The sequence below is a fragment of the Actinocatenispora sera genome (genome assembly GCF_018324685.1).
In the GTDB taxonomy this organism is placed as follows: Bacteria; Actinomycetota; Actinomycetes; order Mycobacteriales; family Micromonosporaceae; genus Actinocatenispora; species Actinocatenispora sera.
The window spans coordinates 4,041,477-4,064,460 of sequence record NZ_AP023354.1 but is presented as its reverse complement, the minus strand read 5'-3'; the positions used below and the strand labels follow the sequence as shown (position 1 = coordinate 4,064,460).

Genomic DNA, 22,984 nt, shown 5'->3' with positions numbered 1-22,984 from the left:
GTCGGGCGCGGCATGCTGAGGCGATGGCACGTCGCGCGCTCCGCCGCACCGTCCGGGTCCGGTTCACCGCCCTGTACACCGGGCTGTTCCTGGGCTCCGGCGCGCTGCTGCTGGCGCTCGCGTACGGGTTCGGGACGCAGACCCACCGGGCGGTCTCGCAGCGGGTGCCGGGCACCGACAGCACAGCGGCCACCGAGCAGGTGCGCCAGCTGCAGGCCCAGCTGGCCGAGGCGCACACCAGCCAGACCCGGCAGCTGCTGCTCGGCTGCCTGATCGCGTTCGCGGTGCTGGCGGTGCTGTCGGTACCGCTGGGTACCGGCATGGCGCGGCGGGTGCTGCGCCCGCTCCGCGAGATCACCGCGGCCACGCAGGCCATCTCCGCGGCGAACCTGGACCGGCGGCTGGCCGTACCGGGGCCGGACGACGAGGTGAAGGAGCTGGCCGACACGATCGACGGGCTGCTCGCCCGGCTGGAGGCGTCGTTCGCCGCCCAGCGCCGGTTCGTCGCCGACGCGTCGCACGAGCTGCGTACCCCGCTGACCACCATGCGCGCCTCGCTGGACGTCGCCGTCGCCAAGCCCGATCCGGCGCCGCAGACCGTGGCGCTCGCCGGCCGGATCCGGACCGAACTGGACCGGGTCGACGGGCTGCTGTCCGGCCTGCTGGCGCTGGCCCGCGCCGAGCACGGCGCGCTGCGCGAGCGCACCGCGGTCCCGCTCGCCGCGCTGGTCGCGGACACGCTGGCCGACCGCGCCGACCAGATCGCGGTACGCCGGCTGACGGTGACGCTCGACGGCACCGACGACGCGGTCGGCGCGGGAGACCGCACGCTGCTCGCCCGGCTGGTGGCAAACCTGGTCGACAACGCGGTCGTGCACAACGCGCCGGACGGCTGGATCCGGATCACCACCGCGGCCACCGACGGCGAGGCGCGGCTGACGGTCGCCACCGGCGGCCCGGTGCTCGATGCGGCGCAGCTGGGCGAGCTGACCCGGCCGTTCCGGCGACTCGCCGCCGACCGGACCGGCTCGGACACCGGCTCCGGCCTCGGCCTGTCGATCGTCGCGGCGATCGCCGCCGCGCACCACGGCCGGCTCGACCTCGACGCCCCGGCGACCGGCGGCCTGACCGCGACCGTACGACTGCCGCGGAGCGCGACGTGAGGGTGCTCGTGGTGGAGGACGCGCGGGCACTCGCCGAGGTGATCGCCGAGGGGCTGCGCGACGCCGGGATGGCGGTCGACGTGGCGTACGACGGGATCGAGGGCGCCGCCCGGCTGGACCGCAACCGGTACGAGGTGGTGGTCCTCGACCGCGACCTGCCCGGCATCCACGGCGACGCGCTGTGCCGGATGATCACCGACGGCCGGCCGGCCCGGACGATCGCCGACGAGCCGGGCGAGCGCGCGATGGTACTGATGCTCACCGCCGCCGGCTCGCCGGACGACCGGGTGGACGGGCTGTCGGCCGGCGCCGACGACTACCTCACCAAGCCGTTCCACTTCCCCGAGCTGATCCTGCGCATCCACGCGCTCGCCCGGCGGCGGCCGCAGGCCCGGCCGCGCACCCTGCGGGCCGCCGGGATCGAGCTGGATCCGGTGCGCCGCACCGTGTCGCGCGCCGGGCGGCGGGTCGAGCTGTCGGTCAAGGAGTTCGCCGTACTGGCCGCGCTGCTGCGCGCGAGCCCCGGCTACCTGAGCGCCGAGGACCTGCTCGACCGGGTGTGGGACGAGCACGCCGACCCGTTCACCAACACCGTGACAGTGACCATCGGCCGGTTGCGCCGCAAGCTCGGCGACCCACCGGTGCTCACCACCCTGCCCGGCGTCGGCTACCGGATCGCCTGAGCGCGCGGTGCCCGCCGGAGTCAGGAGATGATCGAGACGTCGATCCGGTAGTCGGGGCTGGCGCTGGACAGTTTCAGCTCGACGTTGGCCGGCGCCTGGTCGTCCAGGTAGAAGGTGCGGCCGTGCGCGAACGCGTCCTGCACGTCCTGCTGGCTCGGCGGGTTCTTGCTGTGCTTGCCCAGCCAGTCGGTGGCCGCACCGACCAGGTCGTCGCCCTGCTCCGACCGGCCGGTCCAGGTCGCGGTCAGCGCGGTGTGGTGCGGCTTCTGCGGCTCGCCCTGCGGGTCGAACCCGTCTGGACGGCCGATCCGCTGGTAGATCGCGAGCGTCGCCTGCTCCTGCTGATGGTGCTGCCAGACGTTGAAACCCGCGATCGCGCAGCCGATCAGCACCAGCACGCAGAACCCGCCGACCAGGCCGATGATCAGCCCCTTGTGGGACCTGCGCGGTGCGCGGCGGGGTGGCGTCGGTGCCGGCCAACCGGCCGGGCCACCGGGGTGGCCGACCGGCGGCCCCGGCGGGTAGCCGGCGCCCGGCTCGTCGGCGATCAGCGGCACGTTCGGCCCGACCGGCGGCGGGTAGTCGGCGCCCGGCTGGTCGGCGATCAACGGCACGTTCGGGCCGACCGGGCCCGGCGGAGCGCCGAAGGGCCCCGATCCGTACGGCGAGGCGCCCGGGCCGGCCGGCGGCTGGCCGTACCCCGGTGCGCCGGACCGGCCGTGCGGTGACCAGCCGTCCGGTGGCGGAGCCCCGTTCATCGCCATCTCGCCCTCTCCCCCACCGACGCCGCGTCACACCGTGCGGCCGGCAGCATAACCGGTCGGCGCACCCGGAACCGGTCGAGCACGCCGGGCCCGGCCAGCCCCACGAGCAGGCCGCTCGCCACCAGGGCCGCACCGGCCAGTTGCCCCGCGCCGAGCCGGCCGGTACCCAGCAGCGGCGCCAGCGCCGCGGCGACCAGCGGGGTGACCCCGGAGTACAGCGTGGCGCGGGCGGCGCCGAGCCGACCGAGCGCGGTGTACCAGGCGAGGAACGCGAGCACGGTGACCGGCAGCGTGAGCCAGGCCAGCCCGGCCGCCTCGACCCCGGTGGGCAGCCGCACCACGCCGCCCCCGTCCATCACCAGGCCCGCCGCCAGCGCCTCGACGGCGGCCAGCGCGCAGCCGTACCCAGCGACCCGGACCGCGCCGAGCCGGGGCAGCAGCGGCGCCGCCTGGGCCGAGAACGCCACCTCGCCCACCAGCGCCAGCAGTGACCAGCCGAGCCCGGCGAGGTCGCTGTGGCCGAAGCCCTGCACCACCGCCGCCCCGGCCACGACCAGCGCGGCGGCGACGAGCGGCCGCCGCCGGCCACCCGACCGCCCGCCGCGCACCGCCGCGACCAGCGCGAACACGATCGGGCTGGCGGCGATGAACACGCCCGGTACCGCGGGCTCGGCGGTGCGCAGGGCAGCCAGGATCGCCAGGTTGAACCCGACCATGCCGGTGGCCGCAAGCAGCGCGAGGCGCACCAGGTCGCCCGCGGTGACGGCGACCCGCGGACCGCGCCGGGCGGCGAGCGGCAGGAGGATCACCGCGGCCCCGCCGTACCGCAGCGCCTGCCCACCGGCATACGGGTAGTGCGGAAGCAGGCTGGAGGCGACCACCGAGGTACCGATCAGGGCCATCGCGCCGGCGGCGAGCAGGTGCGGAGCCGGCGTACCGGCGGAGCGGCGGGTGCTGGTTCGCGCGAGCATGACGGCACGCTAGCCAGCCAAGCGGTCCGCGATTAAGGTCCAATTCGATGGAGGATTCGTGGACCAGTCCGGCGTGGGAACTGCTGCTGCCCGCGCTCCGGGCACCGCGCCGGCAGCGCCGGCGGCTGCTGGAGTCCGCGCTGCGCGACGCGGTCCGCACCGGCGTCATCGCCGCCGGCACCCGGCTGCCCGCCTCCCGTGCCCTCGCCGCCGATCTGGGGGTCTCCCGCGGCCTGGTCACCGGCGTGTACGACCAGCTGCGCGCGGAGGGCTACCTGGCCGGCCGGCCCGGTGCCGGCACCTACGCCGCCGGCGGCCTCGCCCCACCCGGGCCGGAACCGCGACCGGGTGCCGCCTCCGGTACCGCTGCGGCGGCCGGGCGAGCCGACGGCGCGGCGCGGCCGGCGGTCCGGTTCGACTTCCGGCCCGGGCAGGCCGATCCGCGACTGTTCCCGCGCGCCGGTTGGGGCAGCCTGTACCGGCAGGTGCTGGCCGGCGCCCCGGACTCGGCCCTGAGCTACGGCGACTCCCGCGGGGTGCCCGAGCTGCGGGCCGCGCTCGCCGAGGTGCTGGCCCGCCGGCGCGGAGTGGTCGCCGACCCGGACCGGATCATCGTCTGCGGCGGCGTCGCCCAGGCAGTCAGCCTGCTGACCCGGGTACTGGGGGCTGCCGGGCACGGCACGATCGCGGTCGAGGACCCGGGCGCGCCGGAGCACGCGATGCTGGTCGGTACCAACGGGCTGCGGCCGCTGGCGGTGCCGGTCGGCGACGCCGGGCCGGACCTGTCCGCGGTCGCGACGCGGGCCGCGCTCGTCACCCCGGCCCACCAGTTCCCGACCGGCATCGCGTACCCGCCCGAGGTCCGGTCCCGCCTCGTCGCCTGGGCGTCCACGGTGGACGGTCTGGTGATCGAGGACGACTACGACGGCGACTTCCGGTACGACCGGGCGCCGGTCGGCGCGCTGCAGGGGCTCGCGCCGGATCGGGTGGCGTACACCGGATCGGTGTCCAAGTCGCTCGCCTCCGGGCTGCGGCTCGGCTGGCTGGTCGTGCCGCAGCGGCTGGTACCGGCCATCGTCGAGCGCAAGCGCGCCGACGACCTCTGCGGCCCGGTACTGGAGCAGCGGACCCTCGCCGCGTTCCTCACCTCCGGGCGCTACGACGCGCACCTGCGCCGCTGCCAACGGATCTACCGCGCCCGGCGGGACAGCCTGGTCGCCGCGGTCGGGCGGTACCTGCCGGCCGCGCGGATCACCGGCGTCGCCGCCGGCCTGCACGCCGTGCTCACCCTGCCCGGCGGTGACGAGGTGGCGTTGGCCGACGCGGCCCGGCGCGGCGGCGTGCGGCTGCGTGGCCTGCGGCACTACGGTTCGGCCGCCGCGCCCGGGTTCGTGTTCGGCTACGCACACCTGACCCCGGACACGATCACTGCGGGCATCGCCGCCCTCGCCGCCGCCTGGCGCGACTGACCTCCGCCCGCGCGCACCGACCGGCGCCGCCGGACCCCGGCCGGTACAGCTGGCCGGGCCGGCGCGCGCCGGCCGGATCCGCGCGGGCCGCCGCGGCGGCGGATCAGGTGAGGCCGAGGGAGGCGGCGGCGGCGTGCGCGTCGACCGGGATGGTGGTCGGCGCCGGAGCGGTCGACACCGCCCAGTCCGGGTCCTTGAGCCCGTGCCCGGTCACCGTGCAGACCACCGTGCTGCCGCGCTCGATCAGGCCGGCCCGCACCGACTGCAGCAGCCCGGCCACGCTGGCCGCGCTGGCCAGCTCCACGAACACGCCCTCCGTGCGGGCGAGCAGCTTGTACGCGGCGAGGATCTCCCGGTCGGTGACCGCATCGATGCGCCCGTTCGAGGCGTCCCGCGCGTCGACCGCCTTGGTCCAGCTGGCCGGGTTGCCGATCCGGATCGCGGTGGCGATGGTCTGCGGCTGCCGGACCACCTCGCCGCGCACGATCGGCGCCGACTCGGACGCCTGGAAACCGAACATCCGCGGCGTGCGCGTCGCGTTGCCGGCGCGGTGGTCCTCGACGTAGCCCTTCCAGTACGCGGTGATGTTGCCGGCGTTGCCGACCGGCAGGCAGTGGATGTCCGGCGCGTCGCCGAGCGCCTCGACCACCTCGAACGCGGCCGTCTTCTGTCCCTCGATCCGGTAGGGGTTGACCGAGTTCATCAGCGCGACCGGGTAGTCGATCGACAGCTTCGAGGCGAGCGCCAGGCAGTCGTCGAAGTTGCCGTCGACCTGCAGCAGCCTCGCCCCGTGCACCAGCCCCTGGGCCAGCTTGCCGAGCGCGACCTTGCCCTGCGGGATCAGCACCGCGCACAGCACCCCGGCCCGGGCCGCGTACGCCGCCGCGCTGGCCGACGTGTTGCCGGTGGAGGCGCAGATGACCGCCTTCGCGCCGTCCTCGATGGCCTTGGACATCGCCACCGTCATCCCGCGGTCCTTGAACGACCCGGTCGGGTTCATCCCCTCGACCTTGAGGTACACCGTGCAGCCGGTGCGGGCCGACAGCGACTCGGCCGGCACCAGCGGCGTGCCGCCCTCGTACAGCGTGACGACCGGGGTGGTGTCGGTGACCGGGAGCCGGTCGGCGAACTCGTTGATCACGCCACGCCAGGTGCGCACGTCTACTCTCCCTCTACCCGCATCACGCTGGCGACCTGCCGCACGATGTCCAGCTCCGCCAGGGCGTCCACAGTGGAGCGCAACGCTGCGTCCGGCGCCCGGTGCGTGACGATCACCAGCAGCGCGTCGCCGCCGGTACCGGCCGCGCCGCCGCGGCCCTCCTGCCGCACGGTCTGGATGCTCACCCCGTGCTCGGCGAACAGCGCCGCCACCTGGGCCAGCACGCCGGCCCGGTCGGCCACGTCCAGCGAGATGTGGTAGCGGGTGGCCACCTCGCCCATCGGCCGCACCCGCAGGTTCGCGTACGCCGAGTCGGCGACCGCGGACCGGCCCAACCGCCGGTTGCGGGCCACCGCGACCACGTCGCCGAGCACCGCCGAGGCGGTCGGTGCGCCCCCGGCACCCGCGCCGTAGAACATCAGCCGGCCGGCCGCCTGCGCCTCGACGAACACCGCGTTGTACGCGTCGCCGACGCTGGCGAGCGGGTGGCTGCGCGGGATCATCGCCGGGTGCACCCGGGCCGAGACCGACTCCGAGCCGTCGGCGTCCCGGCGCAGCTCGGCGATGCACAGCAGCTTGACCACGCAGCCCATCTCCTGGGCGCTGGCCACGTCGGCCGCGGTCACCTCGGTGATGCCCACCCGGTACACGTCGGCGGCGGTGACCCGGGTGTGGAAGCCGAGCGAGGCGAGGATCGCCGCCTTCGCCGCGGCGTCGAACCCCTCCACGTCGGCGGTCGGGTCGGCCTCGGCGTAGCCGAGCTCGGTCGCCTCGTCCAGCGCCTCGGCGAACCCGGCGCCGGTACTGTCCATCTTGGACAGGATGTAGTTGGTGGTGCCGTTGACGATCCCGGTGATCCGGGTGATCCGGTCACCGTGCAGCGACTCGCGCAGCGGTCGCAGCAGCGGGATCGCCCCGGCCACCGCGGCCTCGTAGTACAGGTCGGCGTTGCCGTCGGCGGCCGCGGCGGCGAGCGTCGCGGTGTCCTCGGCCAGCAGCGCCTTGTTCGCGGTGACCACGCTCTTGCCGGACTGCAGCGCCTGCACCAGCCAGCCGCGGGCGGGTTCCAGCCCACCGACGACCTCGACCACGATGTCCACGTCGTCGCGCTTGATCAACCCGGCCGCGTCGGCGGTGAACAGCTCCCGCGGCACCGGCAGCGGGCCGCGGTCGCGGTCCGGCCGGCGCACGGCGATGCCGGCCAGCTCCAGCGGTGCGCCGATCCGGGCGGCGAGATCGTCGGCCTGCTCGTCCAGCAGCCGGACCACCTCGGCGCCCACCGTGCCGCAGCCCAGCAGCGCGATCCGCACCGGTTCCGATGCGCCGGCGTCGGGGTCCGCGCGAATGTCGATGGGTTTGACCGGCTCCGCCGTGTTGCCCGGGTTCGTCGTCATCCCACATCCAGCCGCAGCAGGTCGTCCTCGGTCTCGGCGCGCACGATCACCCGGGCCGTACCGTCGGCGACGGCGACCACGCCCGGCCGCGGCACGTGGTTGTAGTTGCTCGCCATCGCCCGCCCGTACGCCCCGGTGCCGGGCACCACGATCAGGTCGCCGGGGCTCACGTCCGCCGGCAGGAACTCGTCGCGCACCACGATGTCGCCGGACTCGCAGTGCTTGCCGACCACCCGGGCCAGCGCCGGCGGCGCGGCCGACGCGCGGGAGGCGAGCGTGCACGAGTACGACGCGTCGTACAGCGCGGTGCGGATGTTGTCGCTCATCCCGCCGTCGACCGAGACGTACTTGCGGGTGGCGCCGCCGTCCAGCTCGACCTGCTTGACCGTGCCCACCTCGTACAGCGTGCAGGCGGCCGGGCCGCTGATCGACCGGCCCGGCTCGACCGACACGCGCGGCACGGCCAACCCGTACGCGGCGCACTCGTGCTCGACGATCTTCGCCAGCGCGGTGGCGATCTCGATCGGCTCGAACACCTCGTCCTGCGTGGTGTACGCGATGCCGAAGCCGCCGCCGAGATCCAGCTCGGGCAGCTCGATGCCGTGCTCGGCGCGGATCTGCGCGGCCAGCTCCAGCACCCGGCGGGTGGACACCTCGAACCCGGCCGCGTCGTAGATCTGCGACCCGATGTGCGAGTGCAGCCCCAGCAGGCGCAGCGACGGTGCGGCGAGCACCCGGCGCACCGCCTCCGCCGCGGCGCCGCCCGGCGCACCGGTGTTGCCGCGGTTGAGCGAGAAGCCGAACTTCTGGTCCTCGTGCGCCGTCGCGATGTACTCGTGGGTGTGCGCCTCGACCCCGACCGTCACCCGGATCATCACCGGCGCCCGGACCCCGCGTTCGGCGGCGAGCCCGGCGAGCCGGTCGATCTCGTCGAACGAGTCGAGCACGATCCGGCCGACCCCGGCCGAGATCGCACGGTCCAGTTCGGACAGTGACTTGTTGTTGCCGTGGAATCCGATCAGGGCCGGGTCGATCCCGGCGGCCAGCGCGACGGCGAGCTCCCCGCCGGTGCACACGTCCAGCCGCAAGCCCTCCTCGGCGATCCAGCGCGCGACCGCCTTGGACAGGAACGACTTGCCGGCGTAGTACACGTCGGCGCCGGCCAGGCCGTCGAACGCGGCCGCGAACGCGTCCCGGTACGCCGCCGCCCGCGCGCGCAGGTCGGCCTCGTCCAGCAGGAACACCGGGGTACCGAACTCGGCGGCGAGCTCGGTGACCGGAATGCCGGCGATGCGCAGCACGCCGTCGGAACCGCGGGTCACTGTGCGCGGCCACAACTGCGGCAGCAGGTCGTTGACGTCGGCCGGCTCGCGAAGCCATTCCGGGCCGTGCTGACCGATGTCGGCATGCAGGGCACCGGCCTCGTGGGCGCGCACGACTACATCCGCTCCGGCGCCGAGACGCCGAGCAGGTGCAGGCCGTTGGCCAGCACGATCCGGGTGGCCTCGACCAGCCACAGCCGGGCCACGGTCAGGTCGGTCGGCTTCTCGTCACCCTGCGGCAGGATCCGACAGGCGTCGTAGAACCGGTGGTACGTCCCGGCGAGCGCGTGCAGGTAGCGGGCCACCCGGTGCGGCTCGCGCAGCTCGGCCGCGCCGGCCACCACCGCCGGGAACTCGCCGAGCGCCTTGAGCAGGTCGCCCTCCCGCGGGGTGGACAGCAACGCGGCGTCGAAGTCGGCGCCGCGGCCGATGCCCAGCTCGGCGGCGTTGCGGCCGAGCGAGGCGATCCGGGCGTGCGCGTACTGCACGTAGAAGACCGGGTTGTCCTGGCTGCGCTTGGCCCAGGCGTCCAGGTCGAGATCGATCTGCGAGTCGACGGAGTACCAGGCGAGCGAGAACCGGGCCGCATCCACGCCGACCGCGGAGACCAGGTCGGACAGCAGCACGACGGTACCGGCGCGCTTGCTCATCCGGACCGGCGCTCCGTCCGAGACCAGGTTCACCATCTGGCCGATCAGGATCTCCAGCGTCTGGTCCGGGTCGTCGCCGAAGCAGGCCGCCATCGCCCGCATCCGGCCGATGTAGCCGTGATGGTCGGCGCCCAGCATGATCACGACCTTGTCGAAGCCGCGCTGCCGCTTGTCCAGGTAGTACGCGCAGTCGGCGGCGAAGTAGGTCCACTCGCCGTCGGACTTGATCAGCGGCCGGTCCTTGTCGTCGCCGTGCTCGCTGGTACGCAGCCAGGTCGCGCCGTCGCGCTCGTAGATCGCGCCCTGCTCGCGCAGCCGCTGCACCGCCGCGGTCAGCTCGCCCGCGTCGTGCAGGTCCTTCTCGTTGAAGTACCGGTCGAAGTGCACGCCGAACTCGACCAGCGACGTCTTGATCTCGTCGAACATCAGCGTCACGCCGTCGACCCGGAAGATCTCCAGCGCGTCGTCGGCCGGCTTGTCCAGCACGCCCGGGTTGCGGGTCACCACGTCGGCGGCGATCTCCGCGATGTACTCGCCGTGGTAGCCGTCCGGCGGGATCTCGGCGCCGGTGGCCGCCGCGTACAGCGAGCGGGCGAACCGGTTGATCTGCGAACCGGCGTCGTTGAAGTAGTACTCGGTGCCGACCTGCGCACCGGTGGCCCGCAGCAGCCGGGCCAGCGCGTCGCCCACCGCGGCCCACCGCACCGCACCGATGTGCACCGGTCCGGTCGGGTTGGCCGACACGAACTCCAGGTTGAGCCGCTGACCGGTCAGCGTGTCGGAGTGCCCGTACCGCTCGCCGGCGTCGACCACCACCCGGGCCAGCTCGCCGGCGGCGGCCGCGGACAGCCGGATGTTCAGGAAGCCGGGGCCGGCGATGTCGACCGACGCGACACCGGTTGCCGCACCGAGCTGCTCGGCGATCCAGCCGGCCAGCTCCCGCGGGTTCGCCCCGACCTTCTTCGCGACCTGCAGCGCCAGGTTGGACGCGTAGTCACCGTGGTCGCGATTGCGGGGTCGCTCCACGCTGGTCGTCGTGGGCAGGACGGCGGCGTCCAACCCGTGCGCAGCGAACGCGCCGCGCGCGGCGGCAAGAACTGTCTCGGCAAGCTCGGCGGGAGTCACCCGACCATGCTATCCAGCGGCGACGGCAGCACCCGGCCCTGGCCCGCCGCACCGACCACCACGTGGTACACGACATTCGACCACGATGCGGGCGACCGTCCTGGCCGCGCACCGGACCGCGTGGTATCAACCATGTCGGGTAGCTTTTGTGCGCAGAGGTGCGGCCATTGGCTGGGACCTTCGAGTGTCGTCCAGGCGACGGCCGCGACGCGGCGGCCCCGCGATGCGTCGGTGCGACGCTCCGGGGCGAATCCGGAAGGCGAGCGCGGGCAATGTCGATGATGATCAATCCGAGCGGCAAGAGCGGCCAGGTCATTTCGACCGGCGAGCCGTTCACGCTGCGGCTGAAAAAGAAGAAGCGGCCGGACGACGGCACCGAGCCGGACGCGCAGCCCGACGCCGGGGCCGAACCCGACACCCAGGACGAGGACCGGGCCGACACCAAGGACGGGGACCCGGCCGAGCCCGAGACGGACACGGCCGAGGACGAGAACGCGGCCGAGCGCGAGGACGGGGCCGCGTCCGAGGCGGCCGAGGCGGGTCAGGACGAGGCAGTCGAGGCCAAGGCGGACCAGGACGAGGCGGACGGGGCCGAGGCGGACGGGGCCGACGCGGTGGAGGCCACCGGGAAGACCAGCCGCTGGGCCCGCCGCCGGGCCGCCCGGCAGGCCCGCAAGGCGGCGCAGCGCGACGCCGACGCCGGGGACGCCGACACGGACGGTTGACCCGGCAGAACCTCGTGCGCGAAGCCCGATCGCCCAAACTCGCTGGCGTGGCGTACTTCCACACTTACCGCGCGTTTGCCTGCACCCGATTACGCTGAGAGACGATCGCGCCCCGACGATGCGGGGACGCCGACGGCGCCACCGTCCATCCCTGACCGCAGGCACGGCGGACGCCGCCGCCGGGCCGTACCGGCCCGATCCGCTGCGCGTAGGGCTGGAGCAAAGGTGACGAACGAGGCGACCGGCACCAGGTGGGACCGGCTGCGACCACGGGTACCCACCGTGTTCGCCACCTACCTGGGCCTGCTCGCGCTGTACGGGCTGATCCGGGCCGCGGTCCCGCCGCTGCGCGACTACCTGTACTGGCCGACCGCGTTGATCGAGACGCTCGGTCTGCCGGCGTCGGTCAACCTCGCCTGGGTGGCGTTCCTGATCATCCTTGCCGGCGCGGTGGCCAGGCGGAAACGCGTCGCCGGCGTCCTGCTCGGGGTGCTGCTCGGGCTCGCCCTGGTCATCGACCTGATCGCCGACGGGTACGTGCTCACCACCCTGGCCGCCGGCCACGACCTGCCCGACGTGTACAGCGCGGACATCGTGTTCGCCGCGGTGGGCACCGTGTTCGTGGCGATCGAGGTGATCGTACTGGTGCGGGCCCGGCACGAGTTCTACGCGCGGGTGCAGCGCGGCAGCTTCCGCAAGGCGACCGCCACCCTGGTGCTGGGGCTGGTCGCCACCGCCGGCATCGGCTACCTGCTCGTCACCCTCGACCCGGGCACGCTCGCCGGGCGCCGCAAGCGCGCCTCCTGGGTGGGACACCGGCTGCTGGACTCCAGCGACCCGCTGCACGGACCGGCCGGCGCGCCGCACTGGATCGCGATGGTCACCGGGCTGTGCGTGGCGGCGACGCTGTTCGCCGCGCTGCTGGTGCTGCTCGCCTCGCAACGCACCGCCGCGGTACTTCCGCCGGACGACGAGGCGCGCATCCGGGCCCTGCTCGACCGGTACGGCGAGCGCGACTCGCTGGGCTACTTCGCCACCCGGCGGGACAAGTCGGCGATCTTCTCCGAGTCGGGCAAGGCGGCGATCACCTACCGGGTGGTCGGCGGGGTCATCCTCGCCTCCGGCGACCCGATCGGCGACCCGGAGGCGTGGGCGCCGGCGATCGCGGCGTGGCACGCCTTCGCCCGCCGGTACGCCTGGACGCCGGCGGTGATGGGGGCGAGCGAGCAGGGGGCGACGGCGTACGCGCGGGCCGGGCTGCGGGCGTTGCAGCTGGGCGACGAGGCGGTGCTGCACGTCGCCGACTTCACCCTGGACGGCCGGGAGATGCGCGGCGTGCGGCAGGCGGTCCGCCGGGTGCAGCGGGCCGGCTACACCACCCGGATCCGGCGGCACGCCGACGTGCCGGCCGAGGAGATGGCCCAGATCGTCGCGCGGGCCGAGGCGTGGCGCGACACCGAGTCCGAGCGGGGCTTCTCGATGGCGCTCGGCCGGCTCGGCGACCCGGCCGACGCCCGCTGCGTGCTGGTCGAGGCGATGGCACCGGACGGCACCCCGGCCGCCCTGCTCTCCTTCGTACCGTGGGGCCGGCACGGGCTGTCGCTGGATCTGATGCGCCGCGACCCGGACGCCGACAACGGGCTGATGGAGTTCATGGTCGCCGCGGTGGTCGCCGCGGCCGCGGGGCTGTCGGTGTCGCGGATCTCGCTGAACTTCGCGGTGTTTCGCGCCGCCTTCGAGGAGGGTGCCCGGATCGGCGCCGGGCCGATCCTGCGGCTGTGGCGCAAGCTGCTGCTGTTCTTCTCCCGGTGGTGGCAGATCGAGTCGCTCTACCGGTCGAACGTCAAGTACCGGCCGGTCTGGCTGCCGCGCTACCTGTGCTTCGGCGACACCCGGGACGTGGCAAGAGTCGGTCTCGCCTCGGCGATGGCCGAGGGGTTCGTCACCGTGCCCCGGCTGTCGGCGCTGCTCAACCGGGGCCGGGACCGGGCGATCAGCGCGCCCCCACCGCAGCCGCCGGCCACCGGTCCCACGGTCGGCCCGCCGGACGAGCCGGACGAGCCGATCGCCCCGACCCGGCCGCCGGTGCCGGAGCAGGTCGCTGTACGGCTGGCCACGATGGAGAAGATGCGCGCGGCCGGCACCGACCCGTACCCGGTGGTCGCGCCGGTCACCGACGCCTGCGGCGAGCTGGCACGGCGCGCCGCCGGCCTGCCCGCCGACCACCGCACCGGCGAGACGGTACGGGTGGCCGGCCGGGTGCTGCTCGACCGCGACCACGGCGGGGTCCGGTTCGTCCTGCTGCGCGACGCCACCGGCGACCTGCAGGCGATGCTCACCGCCACGGACACCGGCGCCGCCGCGATGCGCCGCTGGTCCACCGAGGTCGATCTGGGCGACCAGCTCGCCCTCGACGGTGAGCTGGTCACCAGCCGGCGGGGCGAGCCGTCGGTACTGGTGCGCTCGTTCACCATCACCGCCAAGTGCCTGCATCCGTTGCCCAACAAGCATCGTGGCCTCACCGACCCGGAGGCGCGGGTCCGGGCGCGGCACCTGGACCTCGCCCTGCGGCCGGCCGCGCGGCGGCTGCTCGCGGTGCGCGCGGCGGCGATCGGCTCGCTGCGCGCCACGCTGACCGGGCGCGGGTTCCTCGAGGTGGAGACGCCGATCCTGCAGCGGGTGCACGGCGGCGCGAACGCCCGGCCGTTCCGCACCCGCTCCAACGCCTACGACCTCGACCTGTACCTGCGGATCGCGCCCGAGCTGTTCCTCAAGCGGCTGTGCGTCGGCGGCATGGGCGCGGTGTTCGAGCTGGGGCGCGACTTCCGCAACGAGGGCGTGGACGCCACCCACAACCCCGAGTTCACCATGCTGGAGGCCTACCAGCCGTACACCGACTACCACGACGTCGCCGAGCTCGCGCAGACGCTGATCCAGTCCGCGGCGACCGCGGCGTTCGGCGCCCCGGTGCTGCGGCGTACCGCCGCGGACGGATCGGTGTCCGAAGTGGACATCGGCGGCCGGTGGCGGCGGTGCACGGTGCACGAGGCGGTGTCGGCGGCGGTCGGTGCGCCGGTCACGGTGGACACGCCGGTCGCCGAGCTGGCCGCCCACGCCGACCGACTGCACGTGCCGTACGAGGACGGCGAGAGCCACGGTGAGCTGCTGCTCGACCTGTACGACCGGCTGGTCGAGCGCACCACCGTCGAGCCGACGTTCTACCTCGACTTCCCGGCGGACGTGTCGCCGCTGACCCGGCAGCACCGGCGCGACGACCGGCTCGCCGAACGCTTCGACCTGGTCGCGTTCGGTGCCGAGATCGGCACCGGCTACACCGAGCTGACCGACCCGGTCGAGCAGCGGCGCCGGCTGACCGAGCAGTCGCTGCGGGCTTCCGGCGGCGACCCGGAGGCGATGGAACTCGACGAGGACTTCCTCACCGCCCTGGAGTACGGCATGCCGCCCACCGGCGGCCTCGGCCTCGGCGTGGACCGGCTGGTGATGCTGCTGACCGGACTGTCCATCCGGGACACCCTGGCGTTCCCGATGGTGCGCCCCGGCGGGCGGTCCTGATGCCGGGTGGGTGGCATTCGCGGTCGGAGCTTCGCACCCTCGACGGCGAGCTGGTGCACGTGGTCGACGGCGGTACCGGGCCGGTGGTGCTGTTCTGCTGCGGCCTCGGGCAGAGCTGGTTCGACTGGGACGCCGTGGTGCCGCTGCTGCGCGGGTACCGCCTGGTCCGGCTCGACCGCCCCGGCCTCGGCCTCTCCCCGCGCTCGGCCCGACCGTCCACACTGGACGTGGAGGCGGCCCGGATCGCCGCCGCCGCGGACCGCTTCTCCCCCGCCGCGCCGGTCACCGTGGTGGCGCACTCGGCCGCCGCGCTGCACGCGGAGGCGTACGCGCGGACCGCACCGGACCGCCTCGCCGGCCTGGTGCTCGTCGACCCCAGCTACGAACCCGACGCGGTAGCGAGCGAGCAGCCGCTGCGCGGGCTCGAGACGCTGGCCCGGCAGGCCGACGCGCCGCTGTCCGCGCTGCTCGCGGCGGTCCCGGTCGCCCGGTTGATCGGCCCGCCCGCGGTGCGGCTGGCGTACCGGCTCGGCACCGCGCGCCGGCTCACCGGCCCGGACCGGCCGGGCTGGCCGCCCCGGCCCGACCCGGTGCCCGACGCGCTCGATGCCGTGCACTCGTCGGGCGAGACGCTGGCGAGCATCGTCGCCGAGCTCGCCGCGTACCGGGGTCAGGCGGTGGCGCTGCGGGCGATGCGCGCCGCGCCGTTCCCGCCGGTACCGGTGCGGGTGCTCGCCGCGACGTACGGTCTGGGCACCGACCGGGCCGCCGCGTGGTCGGCGGCCACCGCCGCGCTCGCCGCCGAACTGTCCGCCGGACACCAGGCACTGCCGGACGCGGCGCACCTTGCCATGCTCGACCGCCCGGACGCCGTCGCCACCGCCGTCCGCTCCCTCGCCCCGGCACACCCCTGAACCGCCGGTCACCGGACCGCAGCGCCATCCGAGCCCGGCCACACCCCCTGAACCGCCCGGTCACCGGACCCCAGGGCCATCCGAGCTCCGCCACACCCTGAACCGCCCGGTCACCGGACCTCGGGGCCGTACGACCCGTCCGCGGCACTGCCCCGGGTACCGGTCGTCGGTCGGTCAGCCCGGCGTGGTGCCGGTGTCGGGGTTGCGCCGGGTCACGCAGTACGGCAGACCAGCCGGGTCGCGCAGGGTGATCCAGTCGGCGGTGCGGTGGCTGCGCCGGGCGCCCCGGGCGGCGTGCCAGGCCGCCTCCGCCTCGAGGTCGTCGCACGCCAGGTCGAGATGCGCGGCGGCCGGCCGGGCATCGCCCAACCGCTGCAGCAGCAACCGCAGCGGCATCCCGGCCGGCCGGACCAGGTAGTGGAACTCGGGCCGGGATCCGGGCCGCAGCTGCCAGCCGGTCAGTGCCGACCAGAAGTCGCACTCCCGCTCGTAGCCGCCGGCCGGCAGGTCCAGGCAAAGCTGGTCGACCACGCTGCGGCTGCCGTCGTCGCGGGTGACCGGCGCGGGGCGTACCGCCTCGCCGCGCGCCGCGACGACGCAGAACGCCAGCCCGGCCGGCGACTCGAGCACGACGAGCCCGGGCTCCTGGTACCGCACCGTCGCGCCGAGCGACCGGGCGTGTGCCGCCAGCGCCTCGGGCTCGTCCGCGTGCAGGTCCAGGTGGCTGCCGCCATCGCCGGCGAACACCGTCTGCGCACGCAGGTACGCGTCGCCGGTGGGCGGTAGCAGCGTGACGAACTGGGCCCGGTCGCCCCGGCGGGCCGAGAGCGTCGAACCGGTGACCGCCTGCCAGAACGCGACGTCGCGGTCGGCAAAGGGGGCCGGTACATCCACGAATGCGGTCAGCCAGCGCAACATCCGACCAGCCTACGACCGCGCCGCCGACCGGCCAGCGCCCGATGCCCGGTTCGCAGCCGCCAACGCGACCCCGGGTCGGTCACGGTCAGGCCGGCTCGCCGAAGCGGGCCAGCAGTACCGCCGAGACGACGGCGAGCGCGAACCCGCCGGCCGCGACCGGCCAGTACCCGGCCCGGGTGGTGTCGCCGAGCAGCAGCACCCCGACCGCGGACGGCACGACCGATTCGCCGAGCACCAGCGCGGCGGTTGCCGCAGCGACCGCGCCGGTCTGCAGCGCGGTGGTGAACGACGCGAACGCGGTCACCCCGGCGACGATCACCAGGTACGCGGCCGGGTCGCGGACCAGGTGCGCCGGCGCGAGGTCGGGCAGGATGCGGGCCGCGATGGCGACGATGCCGAAGCCGAGACCGCCGGCCAGGCCGAGCGCGGTGCACCGGGCCCGGCTCGGCAACCGGCTCGCCGCCAGCGCCGCGACGATCAGCAGCCCGGTCGCCACGACCAGCCCCCACCGGAACGCGCCGCCGACCGTCGGCGTCCCCTCGGCGCCGGCCGAGACCCCGATCGAGGCGAGGCCCACGCACACCCCGGCGACGGCGATCCACTCGTTGGACGACAGCCGGGCCGACAGCAGCGGCACGGCCACGACCGCGGTCACCGCGAGCGAGCCGGCGACGGCCGCCTGCACCGCGAACAGCGGCAGCCCGCGCAGCGCGACGATCTCGGCGGCGAACCCGGCCAGGTCGCAGCCCAGCCCGAGCAGGTACGGCAGCCGCAGGACCACTCGGAGCAGGCCGCGCAGACCGGAGCCGGGCGGTTCGGTGCGTGCCGCGTAGGCCTGCAGCGCGGACGCGACGCCGAACAACACCGCGGCGCCGAGGGCCGCCGGCAGGCTGATGATCACCGGCTCAGGCTACGGGGCGGGCGCGAACGCGCGGTGCCGGCTACGCGACGATGCTCGCGTCGACCACGAGCGCGGCGTGGTCGGAGTAGAAGCTGCCCGGGCCGTGCCGGTCGAGCCGCTGCCAGACGGTCCTCGCCGCCCGCACCCGGACCCGCCGCTCGTCGACGAACACGTAGTCGATCCGGTGCGGCAGCCGCTGCCCGCCGTCCGCCCGGTCGAAGGTACCGCCGGGCTCGGCCGCCGCGTCCGGGTGCGCGAGCCGGTACGCGTCGGCGAAGCCGGCCTTCGCCAGCCGAGCGGTGACCTGCCACTGCGGTCGTACGTGCCGGCGGTACGCAGGGTCGCCGGCGGCGAGGTCGAGGTGCGACTCGGTGTTGAAGCCGCCGGCGAGCAGCACCGGCACGTCGGAGTCGGCCAGTGCAGTGGGCAGGTGCTCGGTGAGGATCTCCTCGATGTTGGCGAGCTGCGGCAGTTCCAGCAGGGCCAGCTGCTCGTCGTTGCGGGTGCGTTCGGCGCCGTCGACCAGTTCGGCGACGGTGGCCTCCAGCGCGTCGGCGATCGCCACGTCGAACCGCAGCCACGTGTCGAACACCGCGACCTCGCCGCCGCCGGGCAACCGCAGCCGGAGCCCGCCGAAGTTGTAGCTGTCCACGGTGCGCCCGGCCGGCGCCGGCAACAGCTCGAGCACCGGCAGCCGGGTGACGATGGCGAGGTTGTCGTCGGTCCCGTCGACGGCGAGCCGGTGTCCGCGGTAGTCGGCGTGCCCGGCGGCGTGCAGCCCGGCGACGATCCGGTCGGTGGCGCCCTCCGTCTCCACGCAGCACAGCACGTCGGGCGCGACGTCGCCGATCAGGTCGGTCATCTGGTCGAGCACGTCGCCGGCCGGGCTACCGGTGCCACCGCGGCACAGGTTCCACACCATCAGCCGCAGATCGGACCTCGGGCCTGTCATCCGTCACACCTCCGCTGCGGGCGCGGACCCGGTGTCCTCGCGACACGAGGTGTCCGCACCCGATGGGTGCCGGGTAGGGCCGCCGCCACGGCCTGTCAGGCTACCGCGACCGCGCGCGGCGCGATGCCGGATATGGCAACCGCCATACCGTTCGTCCGCTACCGGGCGGTCATCCCGGGCGAGCGGAGGGCCACCCTGGCCCACCGCTCGCCGGGCGTCCGTCACTGCGCCCCGGCGGCGGCCGGCTCGCACCGCGCGTCCGGCGTCGCCTCGGCCGCCTCCCGGCGCAGCCGGCGCTTCTCCCGCCGGCCCTCCACCATCGTGTAGAGCGCCGGCACCAGCAGCAACGTCAGCAGCGTCGAGGACACCAGGCCGCCGATCACCACGATCGCCAGCGGCTGCGAGATGAACCCGCCCTTGCCGGTCAACCCGAGCGACATCGGGATCAGCGCGCAGATCGTCGCCGCGGCGGTCATCAGGATCGGCCGCAGCCGGCGCCGGCCGCCCTCGACCACCGCCTCGGCCACGGTCATCCCCTGCCGCCGGTACTGGTTGATCAGGTCCATCAGCACGATCGCGTTGGTGACCACGATGCCGATCAGCATCAGCAGACCGATCAGCGACGCGACACCCAGCGCGGTGTTGCTGGCCAGCAGCGCCACGATCGCGCCGGTCGCCGCGAACGGCACCGACACCAGCAGGATCAGCGGCTGCAGCAGCGACCGGAACGTCGCCACCATGATGATGAACACGATCGCGATCGCGGCGAGCAGCGCGATCCCGAGCGCCCTGAACGCGTCGGACTGGTCCGACCCCACGCCGCCCATGCTCCAGTCGGCACCGGTGGGCAGCTTCAACGCGTCCAGCTTCTTGGTCAGGTCGCTGGTGACCTGGCCGGTGTTGCTGCTGGTCGCCGTCGCGGAGACGGTCGCGCTGCGATTCCGGTCGGTGTGCGAGATGGTGACCGGACCGTTGACCCGCTTGACCGTCGCCACCGCCGACAGCGGCACCGTGCCGGTCGCCGTCGGTACTGGCAGCGCCTTGAGCTTGTCCATCGTGGCCGGCGCCGCCCCGGTACGGACGATCACGTTGCGGTCGGCCCCGTCCAGCTCGATCTTCGCGGCCGGCGCGCCCTGGAAGGCCTGCTGCACGAGCTGGGTGATCGTGGTGTCGGTCAGCCCGTACTGCGCGGCCCGGCGGTGGTCGACGGTGACCTGCACCTGCGGGTTGGTCGGCGACAGGTCGCTCTCCACGTCGCGCAGCTGCCCGGTGCGCTTGAACGCGCCCTCGACCTGGCTCGCCGCCGTGCGCAGTGTCGCGTCGTCCGGGGCGGTCACCACCACCTGCACGTTGCTCGCGCCGAAACCGGTGACGTCGCCGAAGGTCACCTCGCCGACGCCGGACAGCTCGTCGATGTCGTGCCGCAGCGAGTCGGACAGCGCGTCGGTGTCGGTGCCCTCGGTCACGGTGACCTGGAAGCTCGCCTGGTTGGAGCTGCCGGTACCGAAGCCGGTCGAGCCGACGGTCGCCTGGTACGACTTGATGTCGCCGTGCCGGCGCAGCACGCCCTCGATCTTCTCCGCCGCGTCGCTGGTCGCCGAGAGGCTGGTACCGACCGGCATCTTCTCCGACAGGCTCAGCGTGTCCTGGCCGGACGAGTCGAGCAGGTTGGTCTTGAGCCCGGGTGCCAGCGCCAGCGTGCCGACGAACACCACGACCGCGATCAACACCGTGACGAACCGGTGGCGGGTGGCGAACCGGATGACCGGCACGTACGCCCGCTGCAGCGGACTGCGCCGCTCCTTCTCCAGCGCCTTCTGCCGGGCCAGCTCGGCCTCCGCCGGCGAGACCCGCTTCGGCGCCTTGAGGAACCAGTACGCGAGCACCGGGGTGATGGTCAGCGCCACCAGCAGCGAGGCCAGCAGCGCCACCACCACGGTGATCGCGAACGGTGCGAACAGCTCGCCGACCATGCCGCCGACCAGCCCGATCGGCAGGAACACCGCGACCGTGGTCAGCGTCGACGAGGTGACCGCGCCGGCCACCTCGCGCACCCCGGACAGCACCGCGTCCCGCTTGGACTCGCCGTAGCCGAGATGTCGTTTGACGTTCTCCAGCACGACGATGGAGTCGTCCACCACCCGGCCGATCGCGATCGTCAGCCCGCCCAGCGTCAGCAGGTTGAGGGTGTCGCCCTTCAGCCACATCACCAGCAGCGCGATCATCACCGACACCGGGATGCTGACCACGGTGACCAGCGTCGCCCGTACCGACAGCAGGAAGATCAGGATCACCACGACGGCGAAGACCAGACCCAGCATGCCCTCGGTGAACAGGTCCTTGATCGACTTCTGCACGTACGGCGCCTGGTCGGAGACGATGGTCAGCTCGCCGCCGGGGCCGAGGTCGGACTTCAGGTCGGACAGCTCGTCGCGGACCTTCTTCGAGATCGCGACCGCGTTGCCGTCCGGCTTCATGGTGATCGACACGCCGAGGCTCGGCTTGCCATTGGTCCGGGTCAGCGAGGTGGCCGCCGATTCGGTGACCTTGACGCTCGCCACGTCGCCCAGCCGTACCGGCTTCGCGGCCTTCTGCGGCCCGCCCTGCTGCCCGGTCGCACCGGACGAGCCGGTGCCCTGCTGACCCGGGTTGCCGGGCTGGCCGGCACCCTGCGGGCCGGCACCGGCCGCCGCGGCCGGCGACAGGTACAGGTTCTTGATCTGCTGGACCGAGTCGAACTTGCCGCCGACCTGCACCGACAGGCTCTTGTCGCCCTCGGTGAGGGTACCGGCCGACGCCCGCGCACCGGCGCCCTGCAGGGCGGTGACGACCGCCGTCGGCGGCACGCCCGCCTTGGCCAGCTTCGCCGCGTCCGGGGTGATCGTGACCTGCTGGTCGCGTACCCCGGTGATGTCGGCGTCCTTGACCCCGTCGATCTTGCGCAGCTTCGGCGCGACGGTGTCGGTGAGCCGCTGCCCGAGCTGCTGCTGGGACAGCGATCCGGACGCGGCCAGCGTGACCACCGGCAGCGAGTCGGTGCTACCGGCGAACACGCTGGTCTGCGCGTTGTCCGGCAGCTGCGCGTCGATCCGGTTGACCGCCTGCTCGATCTTGTTGGTCGCGTCGTCCAGGTCGGTGCCGTACTCGAACTGGGCGAGCACGGTGGCCGACCCGGACTGCGAGGTCGAGGTGACGCTCTCCAGATTCGGTACCGCCTGGATGGCGTCCTCGATCGGCGTGGTGACCTGCTCCTCGACCACCTGGGGCGAGGCGCCCTGATCGGTGATCAGGACCGCGGCGATCGGGAACTCCAGCGACGGCAGCAGTTGCTGGCGCAGCGATGGAATGGAGAACGCCCCGAAGCCGATGATCACGACGGTGATCAGGGCGACGAGACTACGGTTGGCAAGACTGAGCCGGGACAGCAGCCACATACTGGCTTTCCCCTCGTTGTCCGGGGCCTTCGGGCGGCGATGCCCTCATATGGTCTGACCGGGGTGATCGCGGCGCCGCTCGGACCCGCCAGTCCGGCGCACAGCCGCGATCACTAGTACGGTTCAGAAAAACAGTTTGGCTGACCCGAAGTATCCGGCCGGCACCGGCCCCCGACCGTGCACGGACAGTGGCTCGCCGGATACGAAATGACTGGGGAGACGGACGTGGTCACCGGCGACGAGCTGATCGGCAGGATCCTGGCGGACGGGCAGCGGCTCCAGCAGGCGGCGACCCGGCTGCGGCCGAGCCCCCTGCTCGACCTCAACCTGACGATGCAGCAGCTCAAGGTCCTGATCGCGCTGGCGCGCGGGGCAAGCTCCGGTCAGGCGCTCACCGACGTGCTCGGCGTCCGGCTCGCCACCGTCACCGGCATCGTCGACCGGCTCGCCGCTCAGCACCTGGTCAGCCGGCGCGAGGACCCGAACGACCGCCGGGTGCGCCGGGTCGAGCTGACCGCTACCGGCCGGCGGCTGCTGGACCGGCTCAACGAGGCCGGCGAGTTCGCCACCCGGCGGTTGCTGGAACGGCTGGACACCGACGGCCTGCGTACCGTCGCCGCGGCGGTCCGGCTGCTCTGCGAGGCCGCCGAGGACGAGGCCACCGATCGCGGACCGGCCGGCGAGGCACGACCCGGCAAAGACTCGGCCGGCACCGCCGCGCACGACTCGGCCGGCAGCGACTCGACCGGCACCGCCGGCAATGACTCGACCGGCAGCCAATCGGCCGGCAGCGCCGCCGGCGGCTGACGAACCGCGCCGGCACCGGACGGTACGGCGTTCGGGGCCGAAGACGAAACGACGGCCGAC

The 22,984-nt window shown here is 74.1% G+C and carries 17 protein-coding genes; 7 read left to right on the top strand and 10 right to left on the bottom strand.

Features of this window, described 5'->3' with window-relative positions; translation table 11 throughout:
- Positions 1–23 precede the first annotated feature (23 nt).
- Positions 24–1,163, top strand: coding sequence for a sensor histidine kinase (locus Asera_RS19390; protein ID WP_030448044.1), 1,140 nt, complete (start codon positions 24–26; stop codon positions 1,161–1,163).
- The gene (locus tag Asera_RS19385) at positions 1,160–1,846 is read left to right on the top strand and encodes a response regulator transcription factor (RefSeq protein ID WP_030448043.1); all 687 of its coding nucleotides are present in this window, start codon (positions 1,160–1,162) and stop codon (positions 1,844–1,846) included. The genes Asera_RS19390 and Asera_RS19385 overlap by 4 nt, the downstream gene beginning before the upstream one ends.
- A 20-nt stretch (positions 1,847–1,866) precedes the next feature.
- On the opposite strand, the gene Asera_RS19380 is transcribed toward Asera_RS19385, so the two are convergent.
- Positions 1,867–2,610 (bottom strand): hypothetical protein, encoded by a 744-nt coding sequence (locus tag Asera_RS19380; RefSeq protein WP_030448042.1) that lies wholly within the window; start codon positions 2,608–2,610, stop codon positions 1,867–1,869.
- A complete protein-coding gene (locus Asera_RS19375) occupies positions 2,601–3,581 on the bottom strand; it encodes a DMT family transporter (RefSeq protein WP_051802661.1) in 981 nt (326 codons plus the stop codon). The genes Asera_RS19380 and Asera_RS19375 overlap by 10 nt, the downstream gene beginning before the upstream one ends.
- Before the next feature lie 47 nt (positions 3,582–3,628).
- Here Asera_RS19375 and pdxR point away from each other — a divergent pair, with 47 nt between their 5' ends.
- Entirely contained in the window at positions 3,629–5,050 is a 1,422-nt protein-coding gene (gene pdxR, locus Asera_RS19370) for a MocR-like pyridoxine biosynthesis transcription factor PdxR (RefSeq protein ID WP_211255680.1), read from the top strand.
- 103 nt (positions 5,051–5,153) lie between these two features.
- On the opposite strand, the gene thrC is transcribed toward pdxR, so the two are convergent.
- The 4 genes from thrC to argS all read right to left on the bottom strand — a co-directional run bounded on the left by thrC (position 5,154) and on the right by argS (position 10,700).
- Positions 5,154–6,209, bottom strand: coding sequence for a threonine synthase (gene thrC, locus Asera_RS19365; RefSeq protein ID WP_030448039.1), 1,056 nt, complete (start codon positions 6,207–6,209; stop codon positions 5,154–5,156).
- 2 nt (positions 6,210–6,211) lie between these two features.
- The gene (locus tag Asera_RS19360) at positions 6,212–7,519 is read right to left on the bottom strand and encodes a homoserine dehydrogenase (RefSeq protein WP_030448038.1); all 1,308 of its coding nucleotides are present in this window, start codon (positions 7,517–7,519) and stop codon (positions 6,212–6,214) included.
- Between the two features lie 80 nt (positions 7,520–7,599).
- Positions 7,600–9,039: a diaminopimelate decarboxylase gene (lysA, locus tag Asera_RS19355; protein ID WP_030448037.1), complete on the bottom strand. Its 1,440-nt coding sequence runs from the start codon at positions 9,037–9,039 to the stop codon at positions 7,600–7,602.
- Positions 9,040–9,041: 2 nt separating this feature from the next.
- Complete coding sequence (argS, locus tag Asera_RS19350) at positions 9,042–10,700, bottom strand: arginine--tRNA ligase (protein WP_030448036.1); 1,659 nt, start codon at positions 10,698–10,700, stop codon at positions 9,042–9,044.
- Positions 10,701–10,978: 278 nt separating this feature from the next.
- Here argS and Asera_RS19345 point away from each other — a divergent pair, with 278 nt between their 5' ends.
- The 3 genes from Asera_RS19345 to Asera_RS19335 all read left to right on the top strand — a co-directional run bounded on the left by Asera_RS19345 (position 10,979) and on the right by Asera_RS19335 (position 15,912).
- On the top strand, positions 10,979–11,425 hold the full coding sequence (locus Asera_RS19345; RefSeq protein ID WP_157035019.1) for a hypothetical protein: 447 nt from the start codon (positions 10,979–10,981) through the stop codon (positions 11,423–11,425).
- A 225-nt stretch (positions 11,426–11,650) separates the two neighbouring features.
- Positions 11,651–14,998 (top strand): bifunctional lysylphosphatidylglycerol synthetase/lysine--tRNA ligase LysX, encoded by a 3,348-nt coding sequence (gene lysX, locus Asera_RS19340; RefSeq protein ID WP_030448034.1) that lies wholly within the window; start codon positions 11,651–11,653, stop codon positions 14,996–14,998.
- The gene (locus Asera_RS19335) at positions 14,998–15,912 is read left to right on the top strand and encodes an alpha/beta fold hydrolase (RefSeq protein ID WP_051802660.1); all 915 of its coding nucleotides are present in this window, start codon (positions 14,998–15,000) and stop codon (positions 15,910–15,912) included. Before lysX ends, Asera_RS19335 begins: the two co-directional genes overlap by 1 nt.
- Positions 15,913–16,086: 174 nt before the next feature.
- On the opposite strand, the gene Asera_RS19330 is transcribed toward Asera_RS19335, so the two are convergent.
- The 4 genes from Asera_RS19330 to Asera_RS19315 form a co-directional block, all read right to left on the bottom strand.
- Positions 16,087–16,830 (bottom strand): VOC family protein, encoded by a 744-nt coding sequence (locus Asera_RS19330; protein WP_030448032.1) that lies wholly within the window; start codon positions 16,828–16,830, stop codon positions 16,087–16,089.
- 85 nt (positions 16,831–16,915) lie between these two features.
- Positions 16,916–17,731, bottom strand: coding sequence for a hypothetical protein (locus tag Asera_RS19325; RefSeq protein WP_030448031.1), 816 nt, complete (start codon positions 17,729–17,731; stop codon positions 16,916–16,918).
- A 40-nt stretch (positions 17,732–17,771) separates the two neighbouring features.
- Positions 17,772–18,683, bottom strand: a complete 912-nt coding sequence (locus Asera_RS19320) for an endonuclease/exonuclease/phosphatase family protein (RefSeq protein ID WP_084132245.1) — start codon at positions 18,681–18,683, stop codon at positions 17,772–17,774.
- 221 nt (positions 18,684–18,904) lie between these two features.
- Positions 18,905–22,117 (bottom strand): efflux RND transporter permease subunit, encoded by a 3,213-nt coding sequence (locus tag Asera_RS19315; RefSeq protein WP_035297671.1) that lies wholly within the window; start codon positions 22,115–22,117, stop codon positions 18,905–18,907.
- 207 nt (positions 22,118–22,324) lie between these two features.
- On the opposite strand from Asera_RS19315, the gene Asera_RS19310 reads away from it, so the two are divergent.
- Positions 22,325–22,924 carry a MarR family winged helix-turn-helix transcriptional regulator gene (locus Asera_RS19310; RefSeq protein ID WP_084132243.1) on the top strand — a complete coding sequence of 200 codons (600 nt, stop codon included), beginning with the start codon at positions 22,325–22,327 and terminating at the stop codon, positions 22,922–22,924.
- Positions 22,925–22,984 lie beyond the last annotated feature (60 nt).